This is a genomic window from Arthrobacter sp. TE26545 (genome assembly GCF_056279005.1).
Genome location: NZ_JBWBQM010000001.1, coordinates 1,754,202 through 1,777,572 on the forward strand (window position 1 = coordinate 1,754,202; position 23,371 = coordinate 1,777,572).

Annotated in this window: 17 protein-coding genes; 4 read left to right on the forward strand and 13 right to left on the reverse strand. The window is 64.7% G+C overall.

What is annotated here, in order from left to right; genetic code table 11:
- Positions 1 to 22: 22 nt before the first annotated feature.
- Positions 23 to 262, reverse strand: a complete 240-nt coding sequence (locus ACZ9CK_RS07795; RefSeq protein ID WP_426303236.1) for a hypothetical protein — start codon at positions 260 to 262, stop codon at positions 23 to 25.
- Between the two features lie 476 nt (positions 263 to 738).
- Between ACZ9CK_RS07795 and ACZ9CK_RS07800 the strand changes: the two genes are divergently transcribed.
- The 4 genes from ACZ9CK_RS07800 to ACZ9CK_RS07815 all read left to right on the forward strand — a co-directional run bounded on the left by ACZ9CK_RS07800 (position 739) and on the right by ACZ9CK_RS07815 (position 9,109).
- The gene (locus tag ACZ9CK_RS07800) at positions 739 to 2,340 is read left to right on the forward strand and encodes an alpha-N-arabinofuranosidase (RefSeq protein WP_476049669.1); all 1,602 of its coding nucleotides are present in this window, start codon (positions 739 to 741) and stop codon (positions 2,338 to 2,340) included.
- Positions 2,341 to 2,425: 85 nt separating this feature from the next.
- A complete protein-coding gene (locus ACZ9CK_RS07805; protein ID WP_476049670.1) occupies positions 2,426 to 4,717 on the forward strand; it encodes a beta-L-arabinofuranosidase domain-containing protein in 2,292 nt (763 codons plus the stop codon).
- A gap of 88 nt (positions 4,718 to 4,805) precedes the next feature.
- Positions 4,806 to 5,921, forward strand: a complete 1,116-nt coding sequence (locus ACZ9CK_RS07810) for a LacI family DNA-binding transcriptional regulator (protein ID WP_476049671.1) — start codon at positions 4,806 to 4,808, stop codon at positions 5,919 to 5,921.
- A 221-nt stretch (positions 5,922 to 6,142) separates the two neighbouring features.
- Complete coding sequence (locus ACZ9CK_RS07815) at positions 6,143 to 9,109, forward strand: glycoside hydrolase family 2 TIM barrel-domain containing protein (RefSeq protein ID WP_476049672.1); 2,967 nt, start codon at positions 6,143 to 6,145, stop codon at positions 9,107 to 9,109.
- 369 nt (positions 9,110 to 9,478) lie between these two features.
- On the opposite strand, the gene ACZ9CK_RS07820 is transcribed toward ACZ9CK_RS07815, so the two are convergent.
- The 12 genes from ACZ9CK_RS07820 to ACZ9CK_RS07875 form a co-directional block, all read right to left on the reverse strand.
- On the reverse strand, positions 9,479 to 12,385 hold the full coding sequence (locus tag ACZ9CK_RS07820) for an FAD-binding and (Fe-S)-binding domain-containing protein (protein ID WP_476049673.1): 2,907 nt from the start codon (positions 12,383 to 12,385) through the stop codon (positions 9,479 to 9,481).
- Positions 12,386 to 12,517: 132 nt separating this feature from the next.
- Positions 12,518 to 13,162 carry a GntR family transcriptional regulator gene (locus tag ACZ9CK_RS07825; RefSeq protein ID WP_426303243.1) on the reverse strand — a complete coding sequence of 215 codons (645 nt, stop codon included), beginning with the start codon at positions 13,160 to 13,162 and terminating at the stop codon, positions 12,518 to 12,520.
- 61 nt (positions 13,163 to 13,223) lie between these two features.
- Positions 13,224 to 13,913, reverse strand: a complete 690-nt coding sequence (locus ACZ9CK_RS07830) for a GntR family transcriptional regulator (RefSeq protein ID WP_426303244.1) — start codon at positions 13,911 to 13,913, stop codon at positions 13,224 to 13,226.
- Between the two features lie 41 nt (positions 13,914 to 13,954).
- On the reverse strand, positions 13,955 to 15,100 hold the full coding sequence (gene solA, locus ACZ9CK_RS07835; protein ID WP_476049674.1) for an N-methyl-L-tryptophan oxidase: 1,146 nt from the start codon (positions 15,098 to 15,100) through the stop codon (positions 13,955 to 13,957).
- A 66-nt stretch (positions 15,101 to 15,166) separates the two neighbouring features.
- Positions 15,167 to 16,573 carry an NAD(P)/FAD-dependent oxidoreductase gene (locus ACZ9CK_RS07840; protein WP_476049675.1) on the reverse strand — a complete coding sequence of 469 codons (1,407 nt, stop codon included), beginning with the start codon at positions 16,571 to 16,573 and terminating at the stop codon, positions 15,167 to 15,169.
- A gap of 35 nt (positions 16,574 to 16,608) precedes the next feature.
- A complete protein-coding gene (locus ACZ9CK_RS07845; protein WP_476049676.1) occupies positions 16,609 to 17,343 on the reverse strand; it encodes an SDR family NAD(P)-dependent oxidoreductase in 735 nt (244 codons plus the stop codon).
- A 70-nt stretch (positions 17,344 to 17,413) separates the two neighbouring features.
- On the reverse strand, positions 17,414 to 18,517 hold the full coding sequence (locus tag ACZ9CK_RS07850) for an alanine racemase (protein WP_476049677.1): 1,104 nt from the start codon (positions 18,515 to 18,517) through the stop codon (positions 17,414 to 17,416).
- A gap of 110 nt (positions 18,518 to 18,627) precedes the next feature.
- Positions 18,628 to 19,113 carry a RidA family protein gene (locus ACZ9CK_RS07855; protein ID WP_476049678.1) on the reverse strand — a complete coding sequence of 162 codons (486 nt, stop codon included), beginning with the start codon at positions 19,111 to 19,113 and terminating at the stop codon, positions 18,628 to 18,630.
- Between the two features lie 17 nt (positions 19,114 to 19,130).
- Entirely contained in the window at positions 19,131 to 19,820 is a 690-nt protein-coding gene (locus ACZ9CK_RS07860) for a haloacid dehalogenase type II (protein ID WP_476049679.1), read from the reverse strand.
- A 216-nt stretch (positions 19,821 to 20,036) separates the two neighbouring features.
- Positions 20,037 to 20,384 (reverse strand): cupin domain-containing protein, encoded by a 348-nt coding sequence (locus ACZ9CK_RS07865; protein WP_426303251.1) that lies wholly within the window; start codon positions 20,382 to 20,384, stop codon positions 20,037 to 20,039.
- Between the two features lie 83 nt (positions 20,385 to 20,467).
- Complete coding sequence (locus ACZ9CK_RS07870) at positions 20,468 to 21,955, reverse strand: NAD-dependent succinate-semialdehyde dehydrogenase (RefSeq protein WP_426303252.1); 1,488 nt, start codon at positions 21,953 to 21,955, stop codon at positions 20,468 to 20,470.
- 256 nt (positions 21,956 to 22,211) lie between these two features.
- Positions 22,212 to 23,123, reverse strand: coding sequence for a LysR family transcriptional regulator (locus ACZ9CK_RS07875; RefSeq protein ID WP_476049680.1), 912 nt, complete (start codon positions 23,121 to 23,123; stop codon positions 22,212 to 22,214).
- Positions 23,124 to 23,371: the final 248 nt, after the last annotated feature.

The window sequence follows — 23,371 nt, forward strand, 5'->3', positions numbered from 1 at the left end:
CGCCAGGGTGCTTTCGACCGGCTCATTTTGACCCGGGGCGATCCCAGGCGCAACGCTCGATGGTGGTGCCGAAGGGGACTGAGGGATCCAGCGCCACGAGGTATTCGCGGTCGTTCAGGCGGGTGACCAGGATGCCGTGGTCTCCCAGGGCCATAGCTGTGGGGAGGAGGGCCTCGAAGGCCTCTGCCAGCCGGATGGATAGTTCGGCGGCGCTGCCGGCTACGAGGTGCAGGCTTGGGGTGGGTTCCAGGGTGATAGTCATGGTGTGTCCTTGACGAAGCAGGAGGGGAGGGGGCCAGGCAGAACCGTAAGACGCTGACATAGATTATGTTAGCGCTAACACAAAAAGCAAGGCTCTCGGCGCTTCCATTTGTCGAGGGTTGCCGGATCGGAGGAGAAATTGGAGGTAAGTCATGACGGCAGTACGGACATCCGGAAACCGAGCTCCAGACAGTTGAAGAGAGCGTCATCCGCGGCCTCAGGGACGCAGGGCTCCGTGTCCCCGAGGACGTGAAGGTCGTCGGCTCCGACGATATCCAGCAGGCGGAATTCTCCGTTCCTCACTTTCGACCATCGCCCCGGACCATGACTGGATGGTCGGCACGGCGCTCACTCTTCTCACCGAACGGATCAAAGACCGTTCTCCCCGCCCCGGGCGCGAGCTCGTGGCCCCCTTCCGGCTCATCGTCCGGGAATCAACCAGCTGAATCTACTCAAAGACTTTGGAGAATCTTGAACATGGCATCTTCGCCCCGGCTCGTCGTCAATCTGGACATCGCTGGCCCCACCATCAGCCGCCACATCTACGGCCATTTCGCTGAACACCTTGGCCGTTGTATCTATGGCGGTTTCTGGGTGGGGGAGAACAGCGAGATCCCCAATACCCGGGGGATCCGCAACGACGTCGTGGGGGCTCTGCGCGAGCTTCGCATCCCCAATCTGCGCTGGCCGGGCGGTTGCTTCGCCGACGAATACCACTGGCGTGACGGCGTCGGCCCGCGGGAGCAGCGCCCGCGCATGGTCAACTCCCACTGGGGCGACGTTGTGGAGGACAACTCCTTCGGCACTCATGAGTTCATGGATCTCTGCGAGATGCTCGGGGCGGACGCTTACGTCAACGGCAATGTGGGTTCCGGCACGGTCCAGGAGATGAGCGAGTGGATCGAATACCTCACCCGCGCCGATGATTCACCCATGGCGGCACTCCGCCGGCAGAACGGCCAGGACGAGCCCTGGAAGGTTCCCTTCTTCGGCATCGGCAACGAGCCGTGGGGGTGCGGAGGCCACTTCCGTGCGGAGGCCTATGCAGATGTTGCCCGGCAGTACAGCACGTTCGTCCGTTCCCACAACGGCAACGAGGTGTACCGGATCGCAGCCGGTGCCAACGCGGATGACGTGGCCTGGACCAAGGCACTGATGGAGGCGCTGCCGGACAAGGGCGGTGCGGATCGCAAGCCGTTCCCGTACCAGGGCATCTCCCTGCACTACTACACCATGTCCGGCCACTGGGATGCGAAGGGCTCTGCCACTGAATTCACCGAGGAAGAGTACTGGAAGACCGTCAAGGCGGCCTACTATATTGAGACTCTGCTGAGCGCCCACTCCACCATGATGGACGTCTACGACCCGCACAAGGCGGTGGGCCTGGTCCTGGATGAGTGGGGCACCTGGTGGGATGTGGAACCCGGCACCAACCCTGGCTTCCTTTACCAGCAGAACACCGTTCGTGATGCCCTGGTGGCGGCCATCCACTTCGACTCCTTCCACCGCCACGCGGACCGCCTGGTGATGGCCAACATCGCCCAAACGGTCAACGTCCTGCAGGCCATGCTGCTCACCGATCCGGAGAGCGGCGCCCTGGTCAAAACCCCGACCTTCCATGTGTTTGCCATGAACGCCGGTCACCAGGACGCCGCGGTGCTGCACACGCACGTGGACTCCGGTGCCTCGCATGAGGTGGATGGTGCCCGGCTCCCGACATTTACTGCGTCTGCCAGCACCAAGGATGGCCAGGTGCTCATCTCCGTGGCCAATCTTGGGCTGGAGGACGAGAGCGAGGTGGTCCTGGATCTGCGCGGCGGCGAGTTGGAGCACGTGGAGGCCCTGGTGCTCGGCGGAGACAGCGTCGCAGCGTTCAACGCGCCGGCGCATCCCAACGCCGTCGCGCCCCGTCCGCTGGCCGTGAAGGAACGCGAAGGCCAGTTGGTGCTCCGCCTGCCGGCCCACTCCTTCGCGACCGTTCGCGGCACACTGGCCGGCCAGGCGCCTGCGGCCGCAGCCGCTACCGCCGCAGTGGCCACCGCGAGGGCCGCCGGCAGCAAGCCCTGCCTCAATTGCTGAGCATTGAATACCGCCGCCGATACCCCATCGTCTCAGCCTCGATGGGGTACCTGTTTGACCTTCATTGTCATGAAACGAGACAACCATGAAGCGCGAGTACCGGCCCCTGAAGCAGCTTCGGCTCCGCGAGGGCCGCTTCGCTGATGCCCAGCGGGTGAACCGTGAGGCGCTGCTGCGCCTGGACCCGGACCGCCTTCTGGCTCCGTTCCGCCGCGAGGCCGGCCTGCCGGCTACTGCGGAGGGTTACGGCGGCTGGGAGGCTTCCGGACTCGATGGCCACACCGCGGGTCACGTCCTTTCTGCCCTCGCCCTGGCTGTGGCGGGCAACGGCGACCGCGGCTTGGGGGAGATGCTTGGACGCATGCTCTCCGTGCTGCGGGAAGCGCAGTTGGCCGGCGGCACGGGTTACTTGGGCGGTGTCCACCGCGGGCAAGCGCTCTGGGACGAGCTCGCCCGCGGTGAGATCACGGCGTCGCCCTTCGAGCTCAACGGCCGCTGGGTCCCCCTGTACAACTTGCACAAGACGCTGGCCGGCCTCATCGACGTCGCCTGCAACGTCTCCTCGGCGACGGCGGACCGGCTCCTGGACGATCTGGGGAACTGGTGGCTGGACACCATGGCTCGCATGGACCAAGAGGCCCTGGAGAGGGTGCTGGTCACGGAGTTCGGTGGCCTCACCGAGGCGTTCGCCCGCTTGGCACTGCTCCGCCGGGACACCCGCTACCTGGACCTGGCCAAGAGATTCGTCCGGGAGGAACTCATCGCCCGGGTGCTGGCCCTGCCCGGGGAGCGGGACCAGGATTCCCTTGCCGGCCTGCACGCCAATACGCAGATCCCCGTGGTGGTCGGCTACGCAACCATCGCCAGGGCGGCCCGCGAACTGGGTGCGGAAGACCAGGGGACCGCGCGCATCGGCGAGGCGGCCAAGGCCTTCTTTGACGACGTCGCGGGCAGGCGCAGCAGCGCGGTCGGCGGCAACAGCGTACGGGAGCACTTCCACCGCAGGGACGCCTTCTCCCCGATGTTCCTCGGCCGTGAGGGTCCGGAGAGCTGCAACAGCTACAACATGGTCAAGCTCGCAGCCGAGCTCTATCTGTTGGGGGGAGAGAACCACTATCTGGACTACATCGAAGTGACCCAGTGCAGCCATGTGCTCTCGACCCAGCACCCGGACCACGGCGGGCTGGTCTACTTCACCTCGCACCGTCCCGGCCACTACCGGGTGTATTCACCCGAGCAGGACGGTTTCTGGTGCTGCATGGGCTCCGGCTATGAGGCGCACGCGAAGCACGGGGCCCACGTGTACGTCAGCCAGCGGGACGAACTCCGCATCACCTGGCTCCTCGCCAGTGAACTCAGCTGGGAGGAACAGGGCGTGCAGATCTCCATCGACTCAGACTGGCCCGTTGGGAGCACCGCCCGCGTGCGGGTGACGGCGCCGGAACCGCGTGTGTTCACACTCGCCATCCGTGTCCCGCAGTGGGCGCGCGGGACGGCCGCCGCGCTGGGCGACGGCCAAAGAATCGACGACGACGGCACGGGCTGGTGGCGACTGCGCCGCCGCTGGGAGGGCACAGAGGAGATACGGCTCAGCCTGGAGCGTGAGCCATGTTTGGTCCCCGCCCCTGACGGCTCCGCCTGGGCATGGATCCAATACGGCCCGACCGTCCTGGCCGAGGAGATCCCCGACGACAGCCTGGAGTACCGGGCGGGCGGGGCCAGAACAGCCCACATCGCCTCCGGCCCGCTCCGGCCCATGGCCGATGCCCCGGTGCTGCTCGCCGGCGGCCTGGACGCAGCGCCCGAGGAGGGGGAGGGGCTCTCTATGCTCGCCGCGGACGGGCAAAGGGTCCGCCTGAAACCCCTGCACAGGATCCACGATTCCCGGTACCGGCTCTCCTGGCCCGTGGCGCAGGACGGCAGCGAGGTCAATGAGGTCCGGGACGCGCTGGCCGGGCAGGACAGGGCGTCCACGGCCGTTGAAGCCCGGGTGGTGGACGCGATCACCTTCGGGGAGCAGCAGCCTGAACTCGACCACGACGTCAGCGTTCCCCGCGCGGAACGCGGCCTGACGGCGGACGGGACTCGCTGGCTCCGTCCCCAGGGGCCGCTCTCGCTCACCTTGCGCGACTGGACGACGGTCGGCACGAGCCTCCGCGTCGAATGGGTTCCCGGGGAAGAAGAGGAGCCTTTCCTCCTCTCCGGCGGCGACCACCCGACGGCTGCGGAGGTAACCGCCGGGGCGGACGGCGTGTGGGAGATGCCGTTCAACACCGGAGGAGAACAGGAGGCCCGTCTGCTCCTCGCCCCGCGGGAAGGCCGGCCCATGCCCAGGCTGAGCCGCCTGCTGCTGCTGACCGATACCGCGGATGGCTGAGCATGGCGCTGGGCGCGTCCCTCCTCGTCTCGTGACCCGCGGCTCCACCGCACCTTCCCCGGGATGACGGCACTTAGAATTGCGGTCTATGAGTCCAAAGCCCGTAAGTTCCGATGCCATGGGATCGAAGGCGTCCCGATCCTTGCCCGCCGTCCGCACCGCAAAGCCGGCAACCATCCTTGACGTTGCCGCTGCCGCCGGCGTCTCCCGCCAGACGGTGACGCGGGCCATGAACGGTATGCCTGGTATTAAGTCTTCAACGCGGGAACGCGTCCTCGAGCTTGCCCGCGAACTCAACTACACGCCCAGCCGCTTCGCTCGCGGACTTGTCCAGGGCTCCCACGTTTCGGTAGGCCTGGCCATCCCCGACCTAGGCAATCCGTACTATCCGGCTTTCGCCTCCAGCGTCGTCGAACAAGCCACTGCAAGGGGCTGGCACGTGGTGGTTGACGACTTCGGCCACGGTGGACGAAGCGCTCTTGATGCCGTGGAGCGGCTCGCTCCACAAGTGGACGCTGTTATCGGGTATCTAGGCGCTGACGCAGACCGCGCGCTGGCCCTGATGTCCGGCCGGCCACTAGTGGCACTGGATTTCGCGGACGAAGGGTTCACAGGTGCCTCCATAGCATTCGACTACGCCCGGGCGGCCTCAGTTGCTGTCGCCTACCTTCGCCAGCAGGGACGTCGGCACATTGCCTACATCGACTGGCCGGGGGCGGGAGCAAGCGCCAGCACTGACGATCCGGTGGGCCGAGGGTTATCTGTCCGGGGCAGGGCATTCGCCGCGCTCCTGTCGGATGCTCCCCAGGGAACGTCGACCCCGTCCGCGGGTTCCCATTCAGTCGTAAGGGCCGCCGGTGACTCCGCTGCTGCTGCCAGGGAGGCCGTGGAAGCCCTGCTCGAACGGTCTCCCGATATCGACGCGATCATCGCCTTCAATGACCTCATGGCGGCCGGGGCACTCAAGGCATTGGCCCGGGCCGGCCGAAACGTGCCTGCGGATTGTGCCGTCCTGGGCATGGACGGCATTCCCCTCGGCGAACTCCTTACCCCCGAACTCTCCACGCTGGGGCTTGACCTGCGAGAGGTCGGCCGGACCGCCGTCGAACTCCTGGACGGCCTCCTCAGCGGTGAGATCCAGCCAGGAACCCCGGAGGTGCGGCGCGTTATCCGCCATGAACTCCTGTTGCGCGGCTCCGCCTAGCGTTGCGGGGATGCCCCTTGTGGCGCGCGGCAAGGGCGGGCTGGAGGAAATCCACGGGTCCGGGGCCCTGTTCAGCTGGGCGGAATTTCGATAAGCTGGACGCGTTTCGTGAACGTTCACGAAACCGTCGACGGTACGCTCCCACCAAAGGGAGGCCGCCTCACAGACTTTCGAATCGAGGACTCCTTTTGGCCGATGAACCTACCACCGCCGCATCTGGAATGACGTTGGCATTTGCCCCGAAGCGTGAGCTGGACCTGAATGCCAGTTACGTCGGGGAGCTGGCGGACAGAGGCCCGTCGCGGAACACCAAGCCTCCCCGCGCCCGCCTGAAGACTGATGCCCCACGGGCACTGCTCAACGGCACGTGGCGATTCCGCATCTGGGATGGCGCGCGGCAGGTTCCCGCCGACGGCTGGCAGCTTGGCACGTCCGGCGAGCCTGCGGGCTGGGAGGAACTAGAGGTTCCTTCGAGCTGGCCGATGCAGGGCCACGGCGCACCTTGGTACACCAATGTCCAGTACCCCTTCGCGGTTGAGCCTCCCTATGTTCCCGACGCGAATCCGATCGGCGACTATTTGCTGGGTTTCGACGCCGGCCCCGAGTTCTTTCCGGCATCTGTCCTGTGCTTCGATGGGGTTGACTCGGCCGGCACCGTCTGGCTCAACGGGACCTTGCTCGGGACGACCCGCGGCAGTCGTCTGACCCACGAGTTCGACGTTTCGGAGGTGCTGCGGCCGGGCCGGAACGTCCTGGCTGTTCGGGTGGCACAGTTCTCTGCAGCGAGCTACCTTGAGGACCAGGACATGTGGTGGCTGCCCGGCATCTTCCGCGATGTAGCACTGCAGGCCCGTCCCGCCGACGGCGTGGACGATGTCTTCGCGCACGCCGGATACGACCACACCTCCGGAGAAGCCACGCTCCTGGTCGAGGCGACCCGGGCTGGCCAGGCGATTGACGCCGTCGTGCGCGTGCCGGAACTGGGGATCGAAGTGCCCGCCGGGACGGAAGTCCGCATTCCCGACGTCGAGCCCTGGACAGCTGAAACTCCCCGCCTGTATTCCGCTGAGGTCGTGGCGCCAGGGGAGACCGCAAGCGTGCGGGTGGGCTTCCGCACGATCACCATTGAGGACGCCCAGTTCAAGGTGAACGGGCAACGGATCCTGATCCGAGGCGTCAACCGGCACGAACACGATCCGCGCCTCGGGCGCGTGGTCACACCGGAGCGCTTGGAACGTGAACTCCGCCTCATGAAGCAGCACAACATCAACGCCATCCGCACCTCGCACTATCCGCCGCACCCGTCCTTCCTCGAGCTTGCCGATGAGTTGGGGTTCTATGTGATCCTCGAGTGCGACCTTGAAACCCACGGGTTCTACGGGTCGCAGTGGGCCCGGAATCCCAGCGACGATCCCCTTTGGCGCGACGCCTTCCTGGATCGCATGCGGCGGACGGTGGAGCGCGACAAGAACCACGCGAGCGTCATCATGTGGTCCCTTGGCAACGAGTCGCACACCGGGGAGAACCTGGCGGCAATGTCCCGCTGGGCAAAAGACCGGGACCCCTCGCGCCCCATCCACTACGAGGGGGACTGGGCCTGCCCCTACGTGGACGTCTACTCGCGGATGTACGCGAACCAGGCGGAGACGGAATTGATCGGCCAGGGAATTGAACCAGTCCTGGACAACGCGGAACTGGACGCCCGCCGCCGTGCGATGCCGTTCATCCTCTGTGAGTATGTGCACGCAATGGGCAATGGGCCGGGCGGCATGTCCGAATACCAGGAGCTTTTCGAGCGCTATCCAAGGCTCATGGGTGGATTCGTCTGGGAATGGATCGAGCACGGAATTACCCGACGGGACGATGATGGCCGCGAGTATTTCGTCTATGGTGGCGATTTCGGGGAGGAGGTCCACGACGGCAATTTCGTGACCGACGGACTCGTCGACGCCGACCTCAACCCGCGTCCTGGCCTCCTGGATTTCAAAAAGGTCATCGAGCCCGTAGGGATTGCTGTGGCTTCGGATTGGAATTCCTTTGCCGTGCGGAACAAGTTTGATTTCGTCGATACGAGCCACCTGCAATTCCCTTGGCGGCTTGAAATCAACGGCGAAATCCGCCAGTCCGGCGTCGCAGGGGTGGACGCTGTGGGGCCGGGCGCGGAAGCGCGCGCTGCCCTGCCAGCCGGACTGCTCGCGGCCGCGGGAAGTTCGACGGCGGTGCTCACCGTTAGCGCAGTCCTCGCGAATGACACGGCCTGGGCGCCTGCTGGACACGAGATCGCTTGGGGCCAAGGGGCGGTGAACCGGCCCAAGCTGCCCCCGGTTGATTCCCCGTCCCCGGTTGAGGACACGGATCAGGAAATCGTTATTGGGCCGGCACGCTTTGATCGCGCCAGCGGGGGCCTGGTCTCCCTGGGCGATCTGCCCGTCAAGGAGTTCCGGCTGAATCTTTGGCGTCCGGACACGGACAACGACAACGGCGGTGACTTCGAACAACCCGATCCCCGTCCCCTGGCCGAGCAGTGGCGGGAGGCAGGCCTCGATCGGATGCATTCACGGCTGATCGGACTGGCTGCCGAAACCACCGAGGCCGGCGCGGAAGAGCTGGTGGTCCGGACCCGGATCGCAGCAGCAGACAAGCAGTTCGGTGTCTTCGTGACCTTCCGATGGCAAGGAGGTGGCAGCCGCGCGGCTGTCCGAGCGGAGGTCATGCCGGACGGAGACTGGCCAGTGCCGTGGGCACGGATTGGCATCGAGTTGGTCCTGGCGGGAGCTGCCCGCAACGTCACGTGGTTCGGCGACGGGCCGCACCAGTCCTACCCCGATACGGGGCAAGGCGCCCGGACGGGTTGGTACTCCCTTTCGGTCGATGAATTTGATGTCCCTTACGTCCGCCCGCAGGAGTCCGGAGCCCGCGGGGCTGTGGACACCGCCGAACTCCGCTTTGATTCCAGCGGCCTTGGCGTGCATGCCGAGTCCTGCTACCTCACAGTGCGGCCGTACAGCCTGCGGACGTTGGCCGACGCCAGGCACCAGCCGGACCTGGCCGCGGACGGCGATACGTATGTCTACCTTGATGCCGCGGTGCACGGTGTTGGTACCGCGGCATGCGGTCCGGGGGTCCTTGAGAAGTACCGGCTCGAGGCCCGTGCCGCCGAGTTCGGATTCGTCTTCGACATCTTGTGACCTGGTTCGTGCTGCGGAATTCATGCCCAACGCCGGGCTGGCGGCCATTGCCGCCAGCCCGGCCGGGTGCGCATTCCGCGTGGATCCGGGGAGCTGGACTGGCTAATCCAGGATTTTCGTCAACGTCTCACAGCATGCCACGGACTCGTGAAGGGACGCGGTGTAGCCCAATCAGCTGACGGTATTTGGCGTCGTTGCTGCCTAACGGCCTTTGGGGTGGGCAAGTTGCCCGCCCCAAGGCCTCCTTGTTTTACAACCCGGCAACCCTGCGCCAACAGGTGTCTATGGCGCCTCGGTCGTTCTGGAGTTTTCGAGGATGACGCCCCGAGTACGAAACCGGTGCCGGGGGTTGCACAGCCACATTGCGGCCTAGGCGCTAGGGGCAGTGTTTCCCGGATCAAGGAGTTCGGCGAGGTGAAGGCTCTTACGCTCCGGTTCCAATTGCTTGACTTGCATTGCACAGCTGAAGCCATCGGCAAGGACCGGCGTGTCTGCCGCCGTGCTTTCAAGAGCTGGAGCCAGTGCCTGTTGCGCCACCTTCATGGAAATGTCGTAGTGGCTGGCTTCGAATCCGAAGTTTCCCGCTACGCCGCAGCAGCCTGTTGCTTCGGTGACATCGGCTATTCCGAGGGCCGCCAGAGCTTTCCGCTGTACCGTCGCTCCAAAGGTTGAGTACTCGTGGCAATGCGTCTGGACTGTCACCGCCGGTGGCACATTCCGGGGTCGCCAGCCGTTATCCACCCATTGCTTCACCGCTTCGGCAAAGCTTTGGATCCTGTGCGAAACGCGTTCGGCGGCCTCGGTGCCGAGAAGCTCGGGACCGTCCTTCTTCAGCGCGGCGGCGCAGCTGGGCTCGATGACAACGATGGGTGCGTCGTTGCCGTCGTCCAGCTTGGCCACGGTCCTGCCCAGGATCTTCTTCGCTGCGTCCAGCTGGCCGGTCGAGATCCAGGTCAAGCCGCAGCAGGCGTCTGTCTCGCAGGAGACCTGCCTTCCGGTGCCTTCGATAACCCGGGCAGCGGCGGCTGCCACCTCTGGCCGGAAACCCTTGGTGAACGAGTCGACGAAGAGCACGGTGTCCGCGTCCGCGGGCGTCTTTGCGAAGGCTGCGAGGGAATCGCTGAGCATCTTCCTGGAGGCGAACTTCGGCATGGCCCGCCGGGTGGTGAGACCGCCGGCCGCCGCTACCACCTTTCCGAGCGGACCGGCCAGGACGGCATTGACCACCGGACTGATGCGGGACGTGAGCTTCAGCCATCTGGGCAGCCACCCGAGCGAGAAGTGCGACACCGGCCGGAGCTTGCCCTCGTAATAATGCGAGAAGAACTCCGATTTGTAGCTGGCCATGTCCACGCCCGCGGGGCAGTCGTTGGAGCAGGCCTTGCAGGCCAGGCACAGGTCCAATGCCTCACGGACGTCCTCGGACTTCCAGCCCTCGTCGATGGTGCGTGCTCCCCGGACCATGTCCTGGAGTGCCCTGGACCGACCACGGGTCGAGTCTTTCTCGTCCCCCGTGGCCCGGAAACTCGGGCACATCACCCCGCCGGAGTCCGAACGGCATCTTCCGACGCCGATGCACGCCTGGACGGCATGAACCCACGGGTCCGCTCCGGCGGCGGCAGCCTCGACCGGCCGGAGCTCGAAGTGCGTCCTCCATTCACGTTCGGGAATCCCCTCAAGCGCCAGGTTGGCGTCAAATGGATCCGGATCCGTGATCGAGCCCGGATTCAGGATGCCTGCCTCATCCCAGAGCCTGCGGTAGTCCTCGAACGCGGCGAGCATGGCGGGGGAGTACATCCGCGAAAGCAACGCTGAGCGGGCACGTCCGTCGCCGTGCTCACCGGACAGGGAGCCGCCATGGCGGACCACGAGTTCGGCGGCGGCCTGCGTGAACTTACGGAACACGCTGCGGCCTTCCTCCGTGCGAAGGTCGTAGGTGATGCGGATATGCATGCATCCCGCGCCAAAGTGTCCATACATGATCCCGGTCAGCCCGTGGTCGTCCAGGAGCGTCCGGAAGTCAGCCAGGTAGGCTGCAAGGTTCTGCGGGGCGACGGCGGAGTCCTCCCAGCCGGCCTGGGACTCCCCGCCACTGGCCGGCCTCGAGGACAGGCCTGCGCCGTCCTCCCTTACCCGCCACAACGTGGCGCGTTCAGCGGGGTCCGGAACGGTCCGCCCATCGAGCAAGCGGCCATTTGCAGCGAGCCGTTCGAGCAGCAGCGCGGCTTGGCTGGCCACTTCGTCAGGGTCGTCACCGTCGAGGTCCACGTACAGGAACGCCTTTCCCTGGGGAAGCCCAAGGACGGAGTCGGCTCCGCGGCGCAGCTGCATGGTGCCCACGATGGCCTCATCGATGCCCTCGACCGCGGCGGGCGAGAAGTCAAGGATGGTCTCGATGTCCTTTGCGGCGTCGACGACGTCGGCATAGCCGAGGCAGACGAGCAGTGCGCTGGATGCCTTGGGGACGAGCTTCATGCGGGCGCGTACGACGACGGCGCAGGTTCCTTCGGTGCCGACCAGGGCCCTGGCAACATTCAGGCCGTTCTCCGGCAGCAAGTTGGCAAGGTGGTAACCCGATACCTGCCGTTGGATGCGGCCAAGTTCGCGACGGAAAGGTGCCAGGTTGTCCTGAGCGAGCTGCTTGAGGCCTTCACCCAACTCGAATGCCCGGGATACGGAGTAGGCATCGGACGGATCGGTGGCCCGGATGCCTTTGTCCGACGCGGTGAGGAGGGCTCCATCGGAGGTGACGATGTCGATCTCGTGAACGTGATCGGAGGTTCGTCCGTAGCGGACGGAGTGGTTGCCGCATGCGTCATTTCCGATCGCGCCACCGATCGTGGCACGGTTTTTTGAGGACGGGTCCGGGGCGAAAGTAAGGCTTCCGCCGCTTGCCTGTTCGGTTGTCCGGGTGAGTTGCGCAAGCACAACGCCGGCTTCGACGTCTGCCGTTCCTGCGGTCTCATCGATGGTGATGATCCGGTTCATGTGCCTCGAGAAGTCCAGCACGATGCCTGGGCCGATGGCGTTTCCGGCCATGGACGTGCCTCCGCCCCGGCTAATGAGAGCAGTCTTGGCTTCCCGGCACGCAGCCAGGACGGCGACGACGTCCTCCACACTGCGTGGGAACACAACGCCGAGAGGCGGAATCCGGTAATTGGATGCATCGTAGGAGTAGGCGGCCAAGCGATGACCAGAGACTTCCACGGGCACCCCCGCGTCCTGAAGCATTTTCAGGGCCGGTGCTTGTTCGGCGGCGGCAAACTTTGAATGCATGGTGCGCTTTCCACTTGGCGTGCGAATTGCTTGCTTGAGCATATCGTCGATTGTTGACAATCTTCAAATGCCGCGGGCCACGGCGGAAGGCGGTGGTGCGGTCGAGGGGCGGGTTGGCCCGCCCCGTATCGTCTAAGCCTGCAGGGCCGTTTGGAAATGGGCTGCCAGTTCCTGCCGGAACCGGTTGATGTCGCCTTCCAGGGCAAGCTCGGCCAGCTTCTGGTGCTCAACGGCTATAACATGGAGATCGCTGTACGTGCGATGGTCCACTGCGAGGTACAGCCGCAGCTTCGTCTCCCAGCCATTCCAAAGATTCTGCAGCACGCTGTTGCCCGAGAAGTCATAGAACAGCCTGTGGAAGCGCAGGTGCGCGTCGATGCTGGCTGGAATGTCGTTCTTCTCCGTGGCGTGGTGGAGATCCTCGACGGTTTGCATCAATTGGGGCCGCCCGGGTCCACACAACACTTCGGCGGAGAGCTCAGCCGCGTAGGGTTCCACAAGCAGGCGGACCGACGCGATCTCGGCGACCTCCCGGGCGCTTACCTCTGCGACGAACGACCCCCGGAAGGGGATCTTCACGATGAGCCCTTCCTCCTCCAACCTGGACATTGCCTCACGCAGCGGCGACCGGCTAATCCCGAGGTCAGTGGCGATGTGCACTTCCCGAAGCTGCCCACCCGGAGGCAGGGTGCCGTCGAGGATCGCTGTGCGCAGAACAGCGTAGACGCCGTCCGGCGTCGTGGTGCGCTGCGAGGGCCATCTAAACGTGGCTTCCATCCTGCCCCTTCATTGTCGATTGTCGATTATACCGGCACCCAGTCGGTTAGGTCCGTCGCAGTCAAGGGCTGCCTTGCTCTTCATGGGTTGAATTGAGGTGGTCAACGGCCTCTTGCATGTGCCGTTTGATGGCCGCGAGGAGGCCCTCCCTGTCACTCGCCTCCAGCAGATCCAGGATGTCTTGATGTTCTTCCACCAAGACGTCCATTCTGGGGTACGAGACTTCCAGGTTCAGGATGCACATCCGTGATTCGGTTGCCAGCGCCTTGTAGATGCGGTCCAGACGGGAATTTCCCGCCGCGGCGACGAAGGATGAGTGGAACTGCATGTCCAGCCGGGTTATGGCCTCCCAGTCGGATGCAGCCGCATGCTTCGCCATACCGCCCACAATTTCCTTCAGCAGTTCGATGGCGTTCCGGATTTGCTCCGGGCCGCCATCCAAGAGCATGCAGGCAGCGGTGGACTCGATGGTCTCCCGAGCTGAGTAGATCTCCCTCAGATCCGTCGGTTCAATCTCCACGACAAATACCCCGTAGTTGCGCCGATAGATCAGGATCCCCTCCTGGCAGAGGCGTTGAAGTGCTTCCCGGAGAGGCCCCCTGGATGTGTTGAGCTGGCTCGCCACGAGGGATTCATTGATCTGTTGCCCGGGGCGGATGGTTCCTCGGACGATTTGTTCGCGCAGGTGGTCTGCAATCAGCTGAGCCGTAGGTCTCCCTTCCAGCGCAAACTGTCTTTCCGTTGCGGCCATTGATAGCCCCCTCATTTCAGCGAATGCTCACTACCTATATGTCAAACAGCTACTGCCGGGATGAACCGTTGAGGGCGTACGAAATCGATGCCTTCAAACGTACGCTTGGCCAACGCCTCATGAGCGGCAATTTCCCCAAACCCAGTGGCGTTCTTGAAACCGCCACCCGAGAATCCGGTGGCGCAATAGATCCGGCTACCTTCGCTGAACGGCCCAAGGAGGGGTTGGCCGTCCTTGGTGTAGAGCTCGGGGAAGGCATCGGTGCGGACGATATTCGGGATGAGTCCGGGCAGGAACTCATTGACGGTCTCGACCGTCTCGGCGATTTCCTCACTGGTGAGGTCGCGCGGGACCGCGTCGGGGTTGGGGGTGGGGCGTCCACGGCCGTCAAGTGTTGCCTTGACGGTGACGCCGTCGACGGCGGGTGCGCCGTACATGGAACGGTCCCCATAGATCCGGCTGAAGGTGGGGAACTTGTCGGGGGTGAATTCGGCCCCGTTCTTGGCGACGAACCAAGTCAGGATGAGACGCTTGGTTTCCGTTGCGGCCTTGAGGTAGTCGGGCATGAGCCTGCGGGACCAGCCGCCGGAGGCGACGATGACGTTCTCGAAGGTCCAGGACCGGCCGCCGGAGGTGACGACGACGCCGTCGGCGGTTTCGGCGATGCTGTCCACGGGGGTGTTGCGGTGGACCGTGGCGCCATTGGCTTCGGCGGCGGCGACTGCCGCAGTCACCGCACGGTCGGTGCGCAGGACACCGGCGTTCGGGTCGAAGACGGCGACGTCGCCGTCGTGGAGGTTGTGCTGCGGGTACCGTTCGGCCAGTTCCTCATGGCTGAGGAGCTGGTGTTCGGCGCCGGTGGCCTTGGTGGTTTCCAGGACGGCGTTGAGGTACGGGCCGTTGGCGGTGCCGATGGACAGGCCGCCGCAACGGGTGAGGATGTCCTGGCCGGTTTCGGCTTCGAGTTCGGCCCAGAGCCGCTGGGAGCGCTGGTGGATGGGGTAGTAGTCGGGGTTGCCGCGGTAGATCATGCGGAAGAGGCGGGTGTCCCCGCCCACGGCGCTGCGGCCGTGGGCGGGGGTGGCGGCCTCGAAGCCGACTACCGAGTCTGTCAGCCGGGAAGCTTGCCACAGGGCCATGCTTCCGATGCTGCCCAGTCCGATGACTGCGAGTTTTCCGTCGGTCATTTTGAAGCACCTTTTCGTTGCTGGTTGGGGTCCGGGTGGTTGATGTTCAACTCGGGCGGGCTGCCACTATTCGTGAAGTCCGGCGAGCCTGCTGCCGAACTTGGCCAGGAGTGAGGTCTCGGTGGAATCCCTGCGCTCTTCCCACTTGTCGGCAAAGCCGAACAGGCTGTACATACTGTGGACTCCCAGCCAGCGTAGGGGCTCGGGCTCCCACTTGGGTGCGCGGTACCCCACCCAGGGAAGTGACGTTCGTTCCGTCTTCCGGTCGAAGGCCAGTTCCGCCAGGGTCCTCGCGCCCAGATAGGCCGCGGTCACGCCGTGTCCTGCATAACCTGTCGACGACCCGATTCCGGACGTCGGGTCCCATTGCACACCCCCGTTCCAGTCGCGGGTAACGCCCAGGACTCCGGACCAGGCATGGTCCACTTCGAAGTTGATGCCTGGGAAGAAGGCGCCAAGCTTGGTGGTCAGCAGGTCAATCGTGGACTGGGCAGTCGCACCCGCGCCGCCCGTCCCGGAGCCGTAGCGATAGGGCCTGCCCCGGCCACCGATGGCGATCCGGCCATCCGCTGTTCGCTGCGAATAGATGAAGGTGTGCGCGGAGTCGTTGAGGTTCTGCGGCCCGTTCCAGCCAATCTGCTGCCACGCCTCGTCCGACAACGGCTTGGTCACGAGCATCGAAGAATTGATCGGAATCAGGCTCCTGCTGCCAAGCAGTTGCCCGGAATACCCTTCAGTGCAAACGAACGTCTTGGCCGCAGTGACCCGCCCGCCGTCCAGAGTGAGGCTGTTGCCGTCGATGCTGCCTACCCGGCTGCCCTCGTAGATGCTCACTCCCATGCGGGTAACGGCGTCAGCGAGTCCGTAGACGAGTTTCGCCGGATGAATCCGGGCGCAGTGCTTGTAGAACATTCCGCCGTGGACAGTGGAAATGTTGACTTCCTTCTGGAACTCTTCACGGTCGAGCAGGTAGACATCGTCGTCGGTCAATCCGTACTTCCGCTCGGCGTCACGCCGGACAGCCAGCCGGCCAAGCCCGGCCTTCGTGTGGGCAGCTATCAGCGCACCGCTTTTGATCTGATCCGCATCAATGCCTTCGGCCTGAAGGATGTCCAGGACAGCATCGACGGCGGCGATAAACTCCCGCTGCAAGGCACGGCTCGCCTCAATGCCGCCTTCCGACGCGCGGGCAAACTTCGCACGGTTACCGGCTGGCATTGCAGAGAGCCAGCCGCCGTTCCGGCCGGATGCGCCGTAGCCAATCTGTTCCGCTTCAAAAACCGCGACCGAGAGTGAGGGCTCGAGCTTCTTGGCGAAGTACGCTGCCCAGAGTCCTGTGTAGCCGCCACCGATAATGGCCAGGTCTACTGAGCCGTCGCCGGTGAAGCGGGGGTACGAGGGCCTCTTGTCCGCGGGTCCGGCCATCCAAAAGCCGAGCTCTCCGTTACGGGGTGCTGCTGCAAGGGCTGTCATTGTTGTCCTTCGTTGTCTGTCAAGCGTTGAGTTGTTCAGGCAGCGGTGTATCCGCCGTCGACGGGCAGGACCGCACCGGTGATGTAGGAGGACTCCGACGACGCCATGAAGAGAACGGCGTTTGCGACCTCTTCGGGTGTGGCGAGGCGCTGGAGCGGGATCTGCCCCTCGCGCTGGCGGCGGTAGGCCTCGGGGTCTTCCCTGCGCTGGATGGAGGCTTCAATGATCGGGGTGGCGGTCAGGCCCGGTGCGACGACGTTCACGCGGATGTTCCGTTCAGCCCACTCGATCGCGGCGCCCTTGGCGAGCATGATCAGCCCGCCCTTGGCTGCGGAGTACAGGACTTCCTCCGGCTTGCCGACCATGCCGAGGCGGGAGCTGACCAGGACGAACGAGCCGCCGGCGGCGGGCATGAGCGGCGCGAAGTGCTTCATCACCAGGAACGAGCTCAAGAGGTTGCTGTGGAGTGTGTTCTTCGCGTCCTCATAGGACATCTCGGTCAGTGGGCCGCTGACCTGCAGGCCGTGGTTGAGGACGACGGCGTCGACGGTGCCGTAGGTTTCGGCTGCTTCGCGGGCGAGGCGCTCGACGAAGGCTTCGTCGTTCAGGTCTCCGGGAACGTAGAGGTCCCCGGGCCCGGCGCTGTCGATCTGCTCCTTGCGCCCGGTGAGCAGCAGGCGGGCTCCCTCATTGCGGAACTGGGAACACACCGCCTGCCCGATTCCGCTGTTGGCGCCGGTCACCAGGGCTGTGACTTTATCGAGTCTCATGTCAGACACTCCTTCATGGGTACGTTGATTGGTTTGCGAGGTTCGGTGGGGAATTCCTGTGGCGGACCGGTCAGTTGAGGAATCCGCGGGCGTCCACCGGCCACCGCTCCAGGGACGTGCCCGTGCTGTCGGTGACGATGTACTCCTCGAAATTGACCACAATCGGGCAGACGTGGTTGGGCACCACCGGAAGCACGTTTCCGACACTTGGGCGGAAGCCCTCGGGCAAAGGGAGGAATCCGTGGTACTCGTTGAGCTTTGAGAGGAGGGCCGTTGTTCCGGCGATGCCGCCGTAGCCGCGCTCGGGGCTGCCTTCGCGGCCGAGCACCTTGGTGCCGACGTCGAGGATGACCTGGCCAGGGACCCAGTCGCTGACCACGGTGCCGGCCACGAACAGCGCGATCTGGTCCTCGGTGCAGGCGCCGAGGCGGGTGTTGTTCAGGTCGTTGAAGACGTATTCGCCGGGACGGATCTCGGTGATCACGCTGTTGGTGGCGAACTCAACGGTGGGCGTGGAGCCTGCGCTGACCACCTCGGGTGTGATACCGACCGTGGAGAGGCTGCGTACGGCAGCGATGAGGGTGGCCTCCTGGTCCTGGGCTGCGCTCTTGCGGGCCTCAGGGCCGGCGCTGCCATGTCCCGGGTAGGTGAAGACCCCCGCCGTTACCAGGCCGCGCTTGCGGGCAGCGGCCGCGAGGTCGCCGGCGGCCTCCGCCGGTGCGCCGGAACGACGGGCACCGCAGTCGACTTCGATCACGAGCTGCAGCCGCTCAGGTTCGTCTCCCATCGCGTCGGCGAGCACATTGATCGCCGCGACGTTGTCGACGCCGACCCGCAACCGCGTGGTCTCGGCCAGCCGGCGGATCCGCGGCCCCTTTGTCCCGGCCGCCCAGATCGGGTAGGCGATGAAGATGTCCTCGAATCCGGCCCCTGCGAAGACCTCGGCCTCGCCCACGTTGCCCGCGGTGATTCCGACGGCACCGGCCTTAACCTGACGCCGTCCGATCTCCACGCACTTGTGTGTCTTGACGTGCGGCCTGACGTCGAGCCCATTCCGGGCGGCGAAGGCCTGCATGCGGTCGATGTTGTCCTGCATCACGTCGGCAAGGATGATCGGGGCCGGGGTGTCGACCCGCTCGACGAGAACGTCCAGTGCTCGCTGAAGCCGGTTCACGCTGTTCTCCTGATTCTGAGTATGAATGATCGAGGGCAGCGATGCTGGCTTCCTCGAATGATGATCGTTCGGGACCCGCATGAGCGGGTCCCGAACGTTCATGCGGGCCCCTAGACGGACGTGACGACCATCTGGATTTCCACCGGGGTGTTGAGCGGCAGCCCGGCGGCACCGATCGCGGTGCGGGCATGCCGTCCGTTTTCGCCCAAGACCTCGATGAGCAGTTCACTGGCCGCGTTGGCGATCTGCGACTGCAAAGCGAAGTCCGGCGGGCTGGCAACAAATACGAGCATCTGCACGATCCGGACCCGGTCCAGGTCTCCCACTGCCTGTACGGCGGCGGCGAGGCAGTTGAGCGCGGCGTGGCGCGCGAGCTCCTTGGCCGCTTCCAGCTCCACGTCCTTGCCGACGATGCCCTGGCCCAGCAGCACGCCGTCTTTGAAGGGCAGTTGCCCCGAGATATGGATGCTCTCGCCGACTGCCCGGTGATGGACAAAGTAGGCATTGCTGTCGAGCTCGGGCAGTTCCAGGCCGAGGGCCTGGAGTCGTTCTGAAGCCGTATCGCCCTTGACGGTTTGAGCTAGTGGCAGACTCATCGGTACCCAGGTCTCCCTTAGGAAGCGTCAGGACGCGGCAGGCCGAAGAGGACCGGGAGGTCCGAGATGTCGGTGATGCGCTCGTAGCCGAGCCAGTACTCGTCGTGCTCGAAGCCGCGGTCGACGTAGACCTTCTTTTCGATGCCCATGACGGCCGCGGAGCGGTGGTCGTACATCGGGCTCGCGGAGACGTGCACGAGCTCGTCCGGGGTTACGTTGAGCTTGTCGAACATGTACTCGAACGCTCCGAGGCGCGGCTTGTACATGCGCATCTGCTCAGCGGTGATGATGTCCGCGAACGGAGCCTGGAGGTTGGCCGCAAGCTTCTCGGCAACCACGGTGTCGCTGTTGGTGATGATGACCAGCGGAACGGCCTCCGCGAGGCGGTTCAGCGCCGCGGTGACACCGGGGTAGGGGCCCCACGACGGGATCCGGTCGTAGACCTCGCGTGCCTCGTCGGCGCGGAACTCGATGCCGACCTTGCGCGAGGCGCGCTCCATGGAGTCGTTGACGATCTGGTGGAAGGGCTTGTACGCGCCAGTGCATTCGTCGATCCGGTACGCCTTGCAGATGCGCAGGTACTCATCAGCGACCTCCGCCGGCAGGCGCTCGCCCAGGACGTCACGCATGGTGTCGTTGATGGCGAACTTGATGAGCGTTCCGTTCATGTCGAACGTGACGAACTTGGGTTTGGTTTCGAATACCACGAGTCCTCCAAGGGTGGATTGAAGCAGATAACTGGTTGTCGATTGTCGACGAAATCTGTGTCGTCGATTGTCGACAATACGCTTAGGGGTGGCGATTGTCAACAATTCGGCGATGCCAGGAAGTGGTACTGCCCTCGGAGGATCGTCCTTAAACGGCGTGCGGGCCGCCCCTCATGGAGGGGCGGCCCGCAGCCTGGGACATCAAGGTTAGGCGGCTCAGTCGAAGCCGTGGCAGTAGACCTTGCGGACGGTCTCGAGGACCTCCCAGCGGCCGGTCCAGCCCTTGGGCTGCACGACGACGTCGCCCGCCGAGACTTCGTACACGTTGCCGGAGCCGTTGTCCGTGACCCGCACGCGGCCGCTCACGATGTAGCACAATTCGGTGTCCTCGCGCGGCGTGATGTTCCAGCCGCCCGGCTGGCACTCCCAGACACCTGTCTTGACCTCGGTGTCGAACTTGAGGATCGCGGTCTTGGGGTCACCCGAGTCATAGCCGGCGCGGTGGCCGTTGGGCTCGAGTTCGCCTTCGATCTTGTCCTTGGGTACGTAAATGTATGGCTGCATAAAGCTCTCCTTCAGCTGCAGTGTCAATTGTTGACAATTCTAGGGCCATGATGGGGATGATGTCCATGGCGAATATCAAGGGTCTAGGCGGTTGGGCGGCGGGACACGTTGTAGAAGCGGATGTTCTCGTATTCCTCGAGGCCCTCCGAGCTTCCCTCGCGGCCAAGGCCCGACTGCTTGATGCCGCCGAACGGAGCCGCAGCGTTGGACGGCACGCCCTGGTTGATGCCCACGATGCCCGTCTGGAGGCTGTCTGCCACGTTGAGGGCGCGGTCGAGGTTCTCCGTGAACACGTAGCCGGCGAGGCCGAACTCTGTCGCGTTGGCACGGCCAATGACCTCGGCTTCCGAGCTGAACCGCTGGATGGCGGCGATGGGGCCAAAGATCTCGGACGTGGCAACGTCGGAATCCGCCGAGACCCGGTCCAGGACGGTCGGGGCGAAGAAATTGCCCGGCGAGTCGTAGCCGTGGCCGCCGGTCAGTAGCTCTGCACCAAGGCTCACGGCGTTCTCGGTGTAGGCCTTCATCTCCGACACCGCCCGGTCATCGATCAGTGCGCCGAGGCCCGTCCCGGTGCCGAGGCCGTGCCCGACCTGGATCTGGGCGAAGCGCTCCGTGAGTGCGGCGACGAAGTCATCAGCGATGCCGTCCTGCACGTAGATGCGGTTGGCGCCGATGCAGGACTGTCCGCTGTTGCGGAGCTTCGCTGCGAACGTCCCCTCCACGGCGCGCTCCAGGTCGGCGTCGTTGAAGACGATGAGCGGGGCGTTGCCGCCGAGCTCCATCGAGCTGCGGAGCACGTTCCGGGAGGCGAGCTCCAGGAGTCGGCGGCCCACCGGCGTCGAACCGGTGAAGGACACCTTGCGCACCCGGGGGTCGAGGAGGACGGCCTCGCTGAAGGCCCCCGACTTCGACGTGGTGACGACCTGGACCAGTTCCTCCGGCACCCCGGCCTCGACGGCGAGCTGCACGGCGAAGTATGTGGTCAGGGGCGTCAGGGTGGCGGGCTTGATGACAGCGGGGCAGCCCGCAGCCAGGGCCGGGGCGATCTTTCGGGTCGCCATGGCGAGCGGGAAGTTCCACGGGGTGATGAGGACGGCCAGGCCGACAGGGGAACGGCGCGTCAGAAGGTTCGCGCCGCCGTCGGGCGTTTCCCGGAAGTTTCCGACGGGGCGCACGGCCTCCTCGGCGTACCAGCGCACGAAGTCGTTACCGTACTTGACCTCGCCGCGGGCCTCGGCGAGCGGCTTGCCCATCTCGCGCGAGATGAGGTAGGCGAGGTCCTCGGAGTGGGCGACGAGCTTGTCGTACCAGGCGCGCAGGACGTCGGCGCGGTGGCGGAGCGAGGTCTTCGCCCACTCCTCTCCAGCCTTGTCGGCCGTCGCGACAGCTGCCAGCGCTGCCTCAACGTCGGCGTCGGGAACGTGCGCAATGGTCTCGGCCGTGGCGGGGTCCTGGACCGCGATCCCATGACGGGGGAGCTTGATGGACCGGATGACGGCGTCCGCGCGCTGGACGTTCTCCGGGTCCGCCGCGATCAGGGGCGTGGCTGTGGTGGCGGTGAGTCTCATTGATTCTCCTTTTGGTGATGGCACAAGAGGGGTTCTTGCTTGCTGGCTTACACGCCGTTTCATCCGCGTGTAGGAGGCTTCGGCCAACTCCGGATGCGAGTGGTCAAAATCGCACTGGCGGTTTGGGATTCCGTCAAAAGGGACGCCGAGCAATGGGAACCACCCGCATGAGTGCGAGGAATTCCTGAATGTAAGCAAATTTATCCAGCTTCGCTGGTTAAAAAAAGCGAATCTTTCTGACTGTTATTTGTAAGTCCTACTTACGGGACGGTCTGCTCTGAAACGCGCGGACAATGGCATCCCGCACGGCCAGGAGTGCCGGGCTGCGCTCCGCTCCCGATCTGACCAGATACTGGATGCTTCGGTGTTGATCCGCGGGCAGCCAGGGACTCGGTATCAGGTTGCTGCCGGCTTCCTGGACAACCATGTCGGGCAGGAAGGCTGCGGCCAGTCCTTGCTCGACCATCCTGAGATGGAAAAGAAGGTCGGAGGAGACGTGGGCGACAATGGGCTCGATCCCCAATTCCCGGCATACCCGCAAGGCCCATTGCGAAGACGCCGAGGCAAGTGGTTCGAGGACCCAGCGCAGGTTTCGGAGCTGATCAAAGTTCTCAAAAGTACGGCCAGGCGGGAGATAACCCCGAACGGGGTCTTGACCGATCACAGTGGTGCTGATGCCCCCGCTTGGAGCCCCTGGAGTGCCGGGAAAGGAGTCAGTTACGACGGCGTCAACCTGTCGCGACAGTAGCTGTGTGACGGCGAATTCGGGGTCCTCGCGACGTAGGCGCACGTCCAGGTGCGGAAAGTTTCGGGCCAGTTCCGCCACAGCTGCCGGCATGACGCTCCGGCTGATAGTTGTGAATGCAGCTATCGTCACTACCCCTTGGGGGCGTTGGTGCGAGGTCGCCAAATCAGCTTCCGCGCGCTCCATCGCAGCCAGGATCGCTTCCGTGTTCCGGACCAGCTCTTCGCCGGCCGGCGTGAGCTTGACGCCGCGGCCGGCCTTCTCCAGCAGGATCACGCCAGTTTCCTTCTCCAGGAGCCCCAGTTGCTGGGAAATGGCCGAATGGCTATAAGCGAGTTCCCGTGCTGCGGCGCTCATGCTGCCATGAAGCTTGACTTCCCTCAGCAGGGTGAGGCGGTGAAGATCCAGCATGTGCAGGGACATCCGTTCTGCTGTTGAGTTCGCGATGTCGACTATCGTAATCCGCAGCGAAAATCACTGCCGCTGAGGCGCCGCAAGCGGGCAAAAGGGGAGTACCAGGCTGTTCCGGCTTCGGATTGGGTAAATCGGCCGGATGGCTCGAATACCTTCGGGCGGCTGATTGCGCCGGCGCCAGGCTACCGCCTTCGTGGTCGGGAAGGCACTCATCAGCGTAGTCAGCGGTTCCGGACCATCGGACGCTGCTTGGTCGC

Excerpts from the sequence above, each read along its gene's own strand:
- ACZ9CK_RS07875 (WP_476049680.1), bottom strand. The coding sequence starts at position 23,123 with ATGTCCCTGCACATGCTGGATCTTCACCGCCTCACCCTGCTGAGGGAA.
- ACZ9CK_RS07865 (WP_426303251.1), bottom strand. The coding sequence starts at position 20,384 with ATGCAGCCATACATTTACGTACCCAAGGACAAGATCGAAGGCGAACTC.
- ACZ9CK_RS07795 (WP_426303236.1), bottom strand. The coding sequence starts at position 262 with ATGACTATCACCCTGGAACCCACCCCAAGCCTGCACCTCGTAGCCGGC.
- ACZ9CK_RS07855 (WP_476049678.1), bottom strand. The coding sequence starts at position 19,113 with ATGAGTCTGCCACTAGCTCAAACCGTCAAGGGCGATACGGCTTCAGAA.
- ACZ9CK_RS07805 (WP_476049670.1), top strand. The coding sequence starts at position 2,426 with ATGAAGCGCGAGTACCGGCCCCTGAAGCAGCTTCGGCTCCGCGAGGGC.
- solA (WP_476049674.1), bottom strand. The coding sequence starts at position 15,100 with ATGACCGACGGAAAACTCGCAGTCATCGGACTGGGCAGCATCGGAAGC.
- ACZ9CK_RS07820 (WP_476049673.1), bottom strand. The coding sequence starts at position 12,385 with ATGCATTCAAAGTTTGCCGCCGCCGAACAAGCACCGGCCCTGAAAATG.
- ACZ9CK_RS07800 (WP_476049669.1), top strand. The coding sequence starts at position 739 with ATGGCATCTTCGCCCCGGCTCGTCGTCAATCTGGACATCGCTGGCCCC.
- ACZ9CK_RS07845 (WP_476049676.1), bottom strand. The coding sequence starts at position 17,343 with ATGAGACTCGATAAAGTCACAGCCCTGGTGACCGGCGCCAACAGCGGA.
- ACZ9CK_RS07825 (WP_426303243.1), bottom strand. The coding sequence starts at position 13,162 with ATGGAAGCCACGTTTAGATGGCCCTCGCAGCGCACCACGACGCCGGAC.
- ACZ9CK_RS07840 (WP_476049675.1), bottom strand. The coding sequence starts at position 16,573 with ATGACAGCCCTTGCAGCAGCACCCCGTAACGGAGAGCTCGGCTTTTGG.
- ACZ9CK_RS07815 (WP_476049672.1), top strand. The coding sequence starts at position 6,143 with ATGACGTTGGCATTTGCCCCGAAGCGTGAGCTGGACCTGAATGCCAGT.
- ACZ9CK_RS07830 (WP_426303244.1), bottom strand. The coding sequence starts at position 13,913 with ATGGCCGCAACGGAAAGACAGTTTGCGCTGGAAGGGAGACCTACGGCT.
- ACZ9CK_RS07810 (WP_476049671.1), top strand. The coding sequence starts at position 4,806 with ATGAGTCCAAAGCCCGTAAGTTCCGATGCCATGGGATCGAAGGCGTCC.
- ACZ9CK_RS07870 (WP_426303252.1), bottom strand. The coding sequence starts at position 21,955 with ATGAGACTCACCGCCACCACAGCCACGCCCCTGATCGCGGCGGACCCG.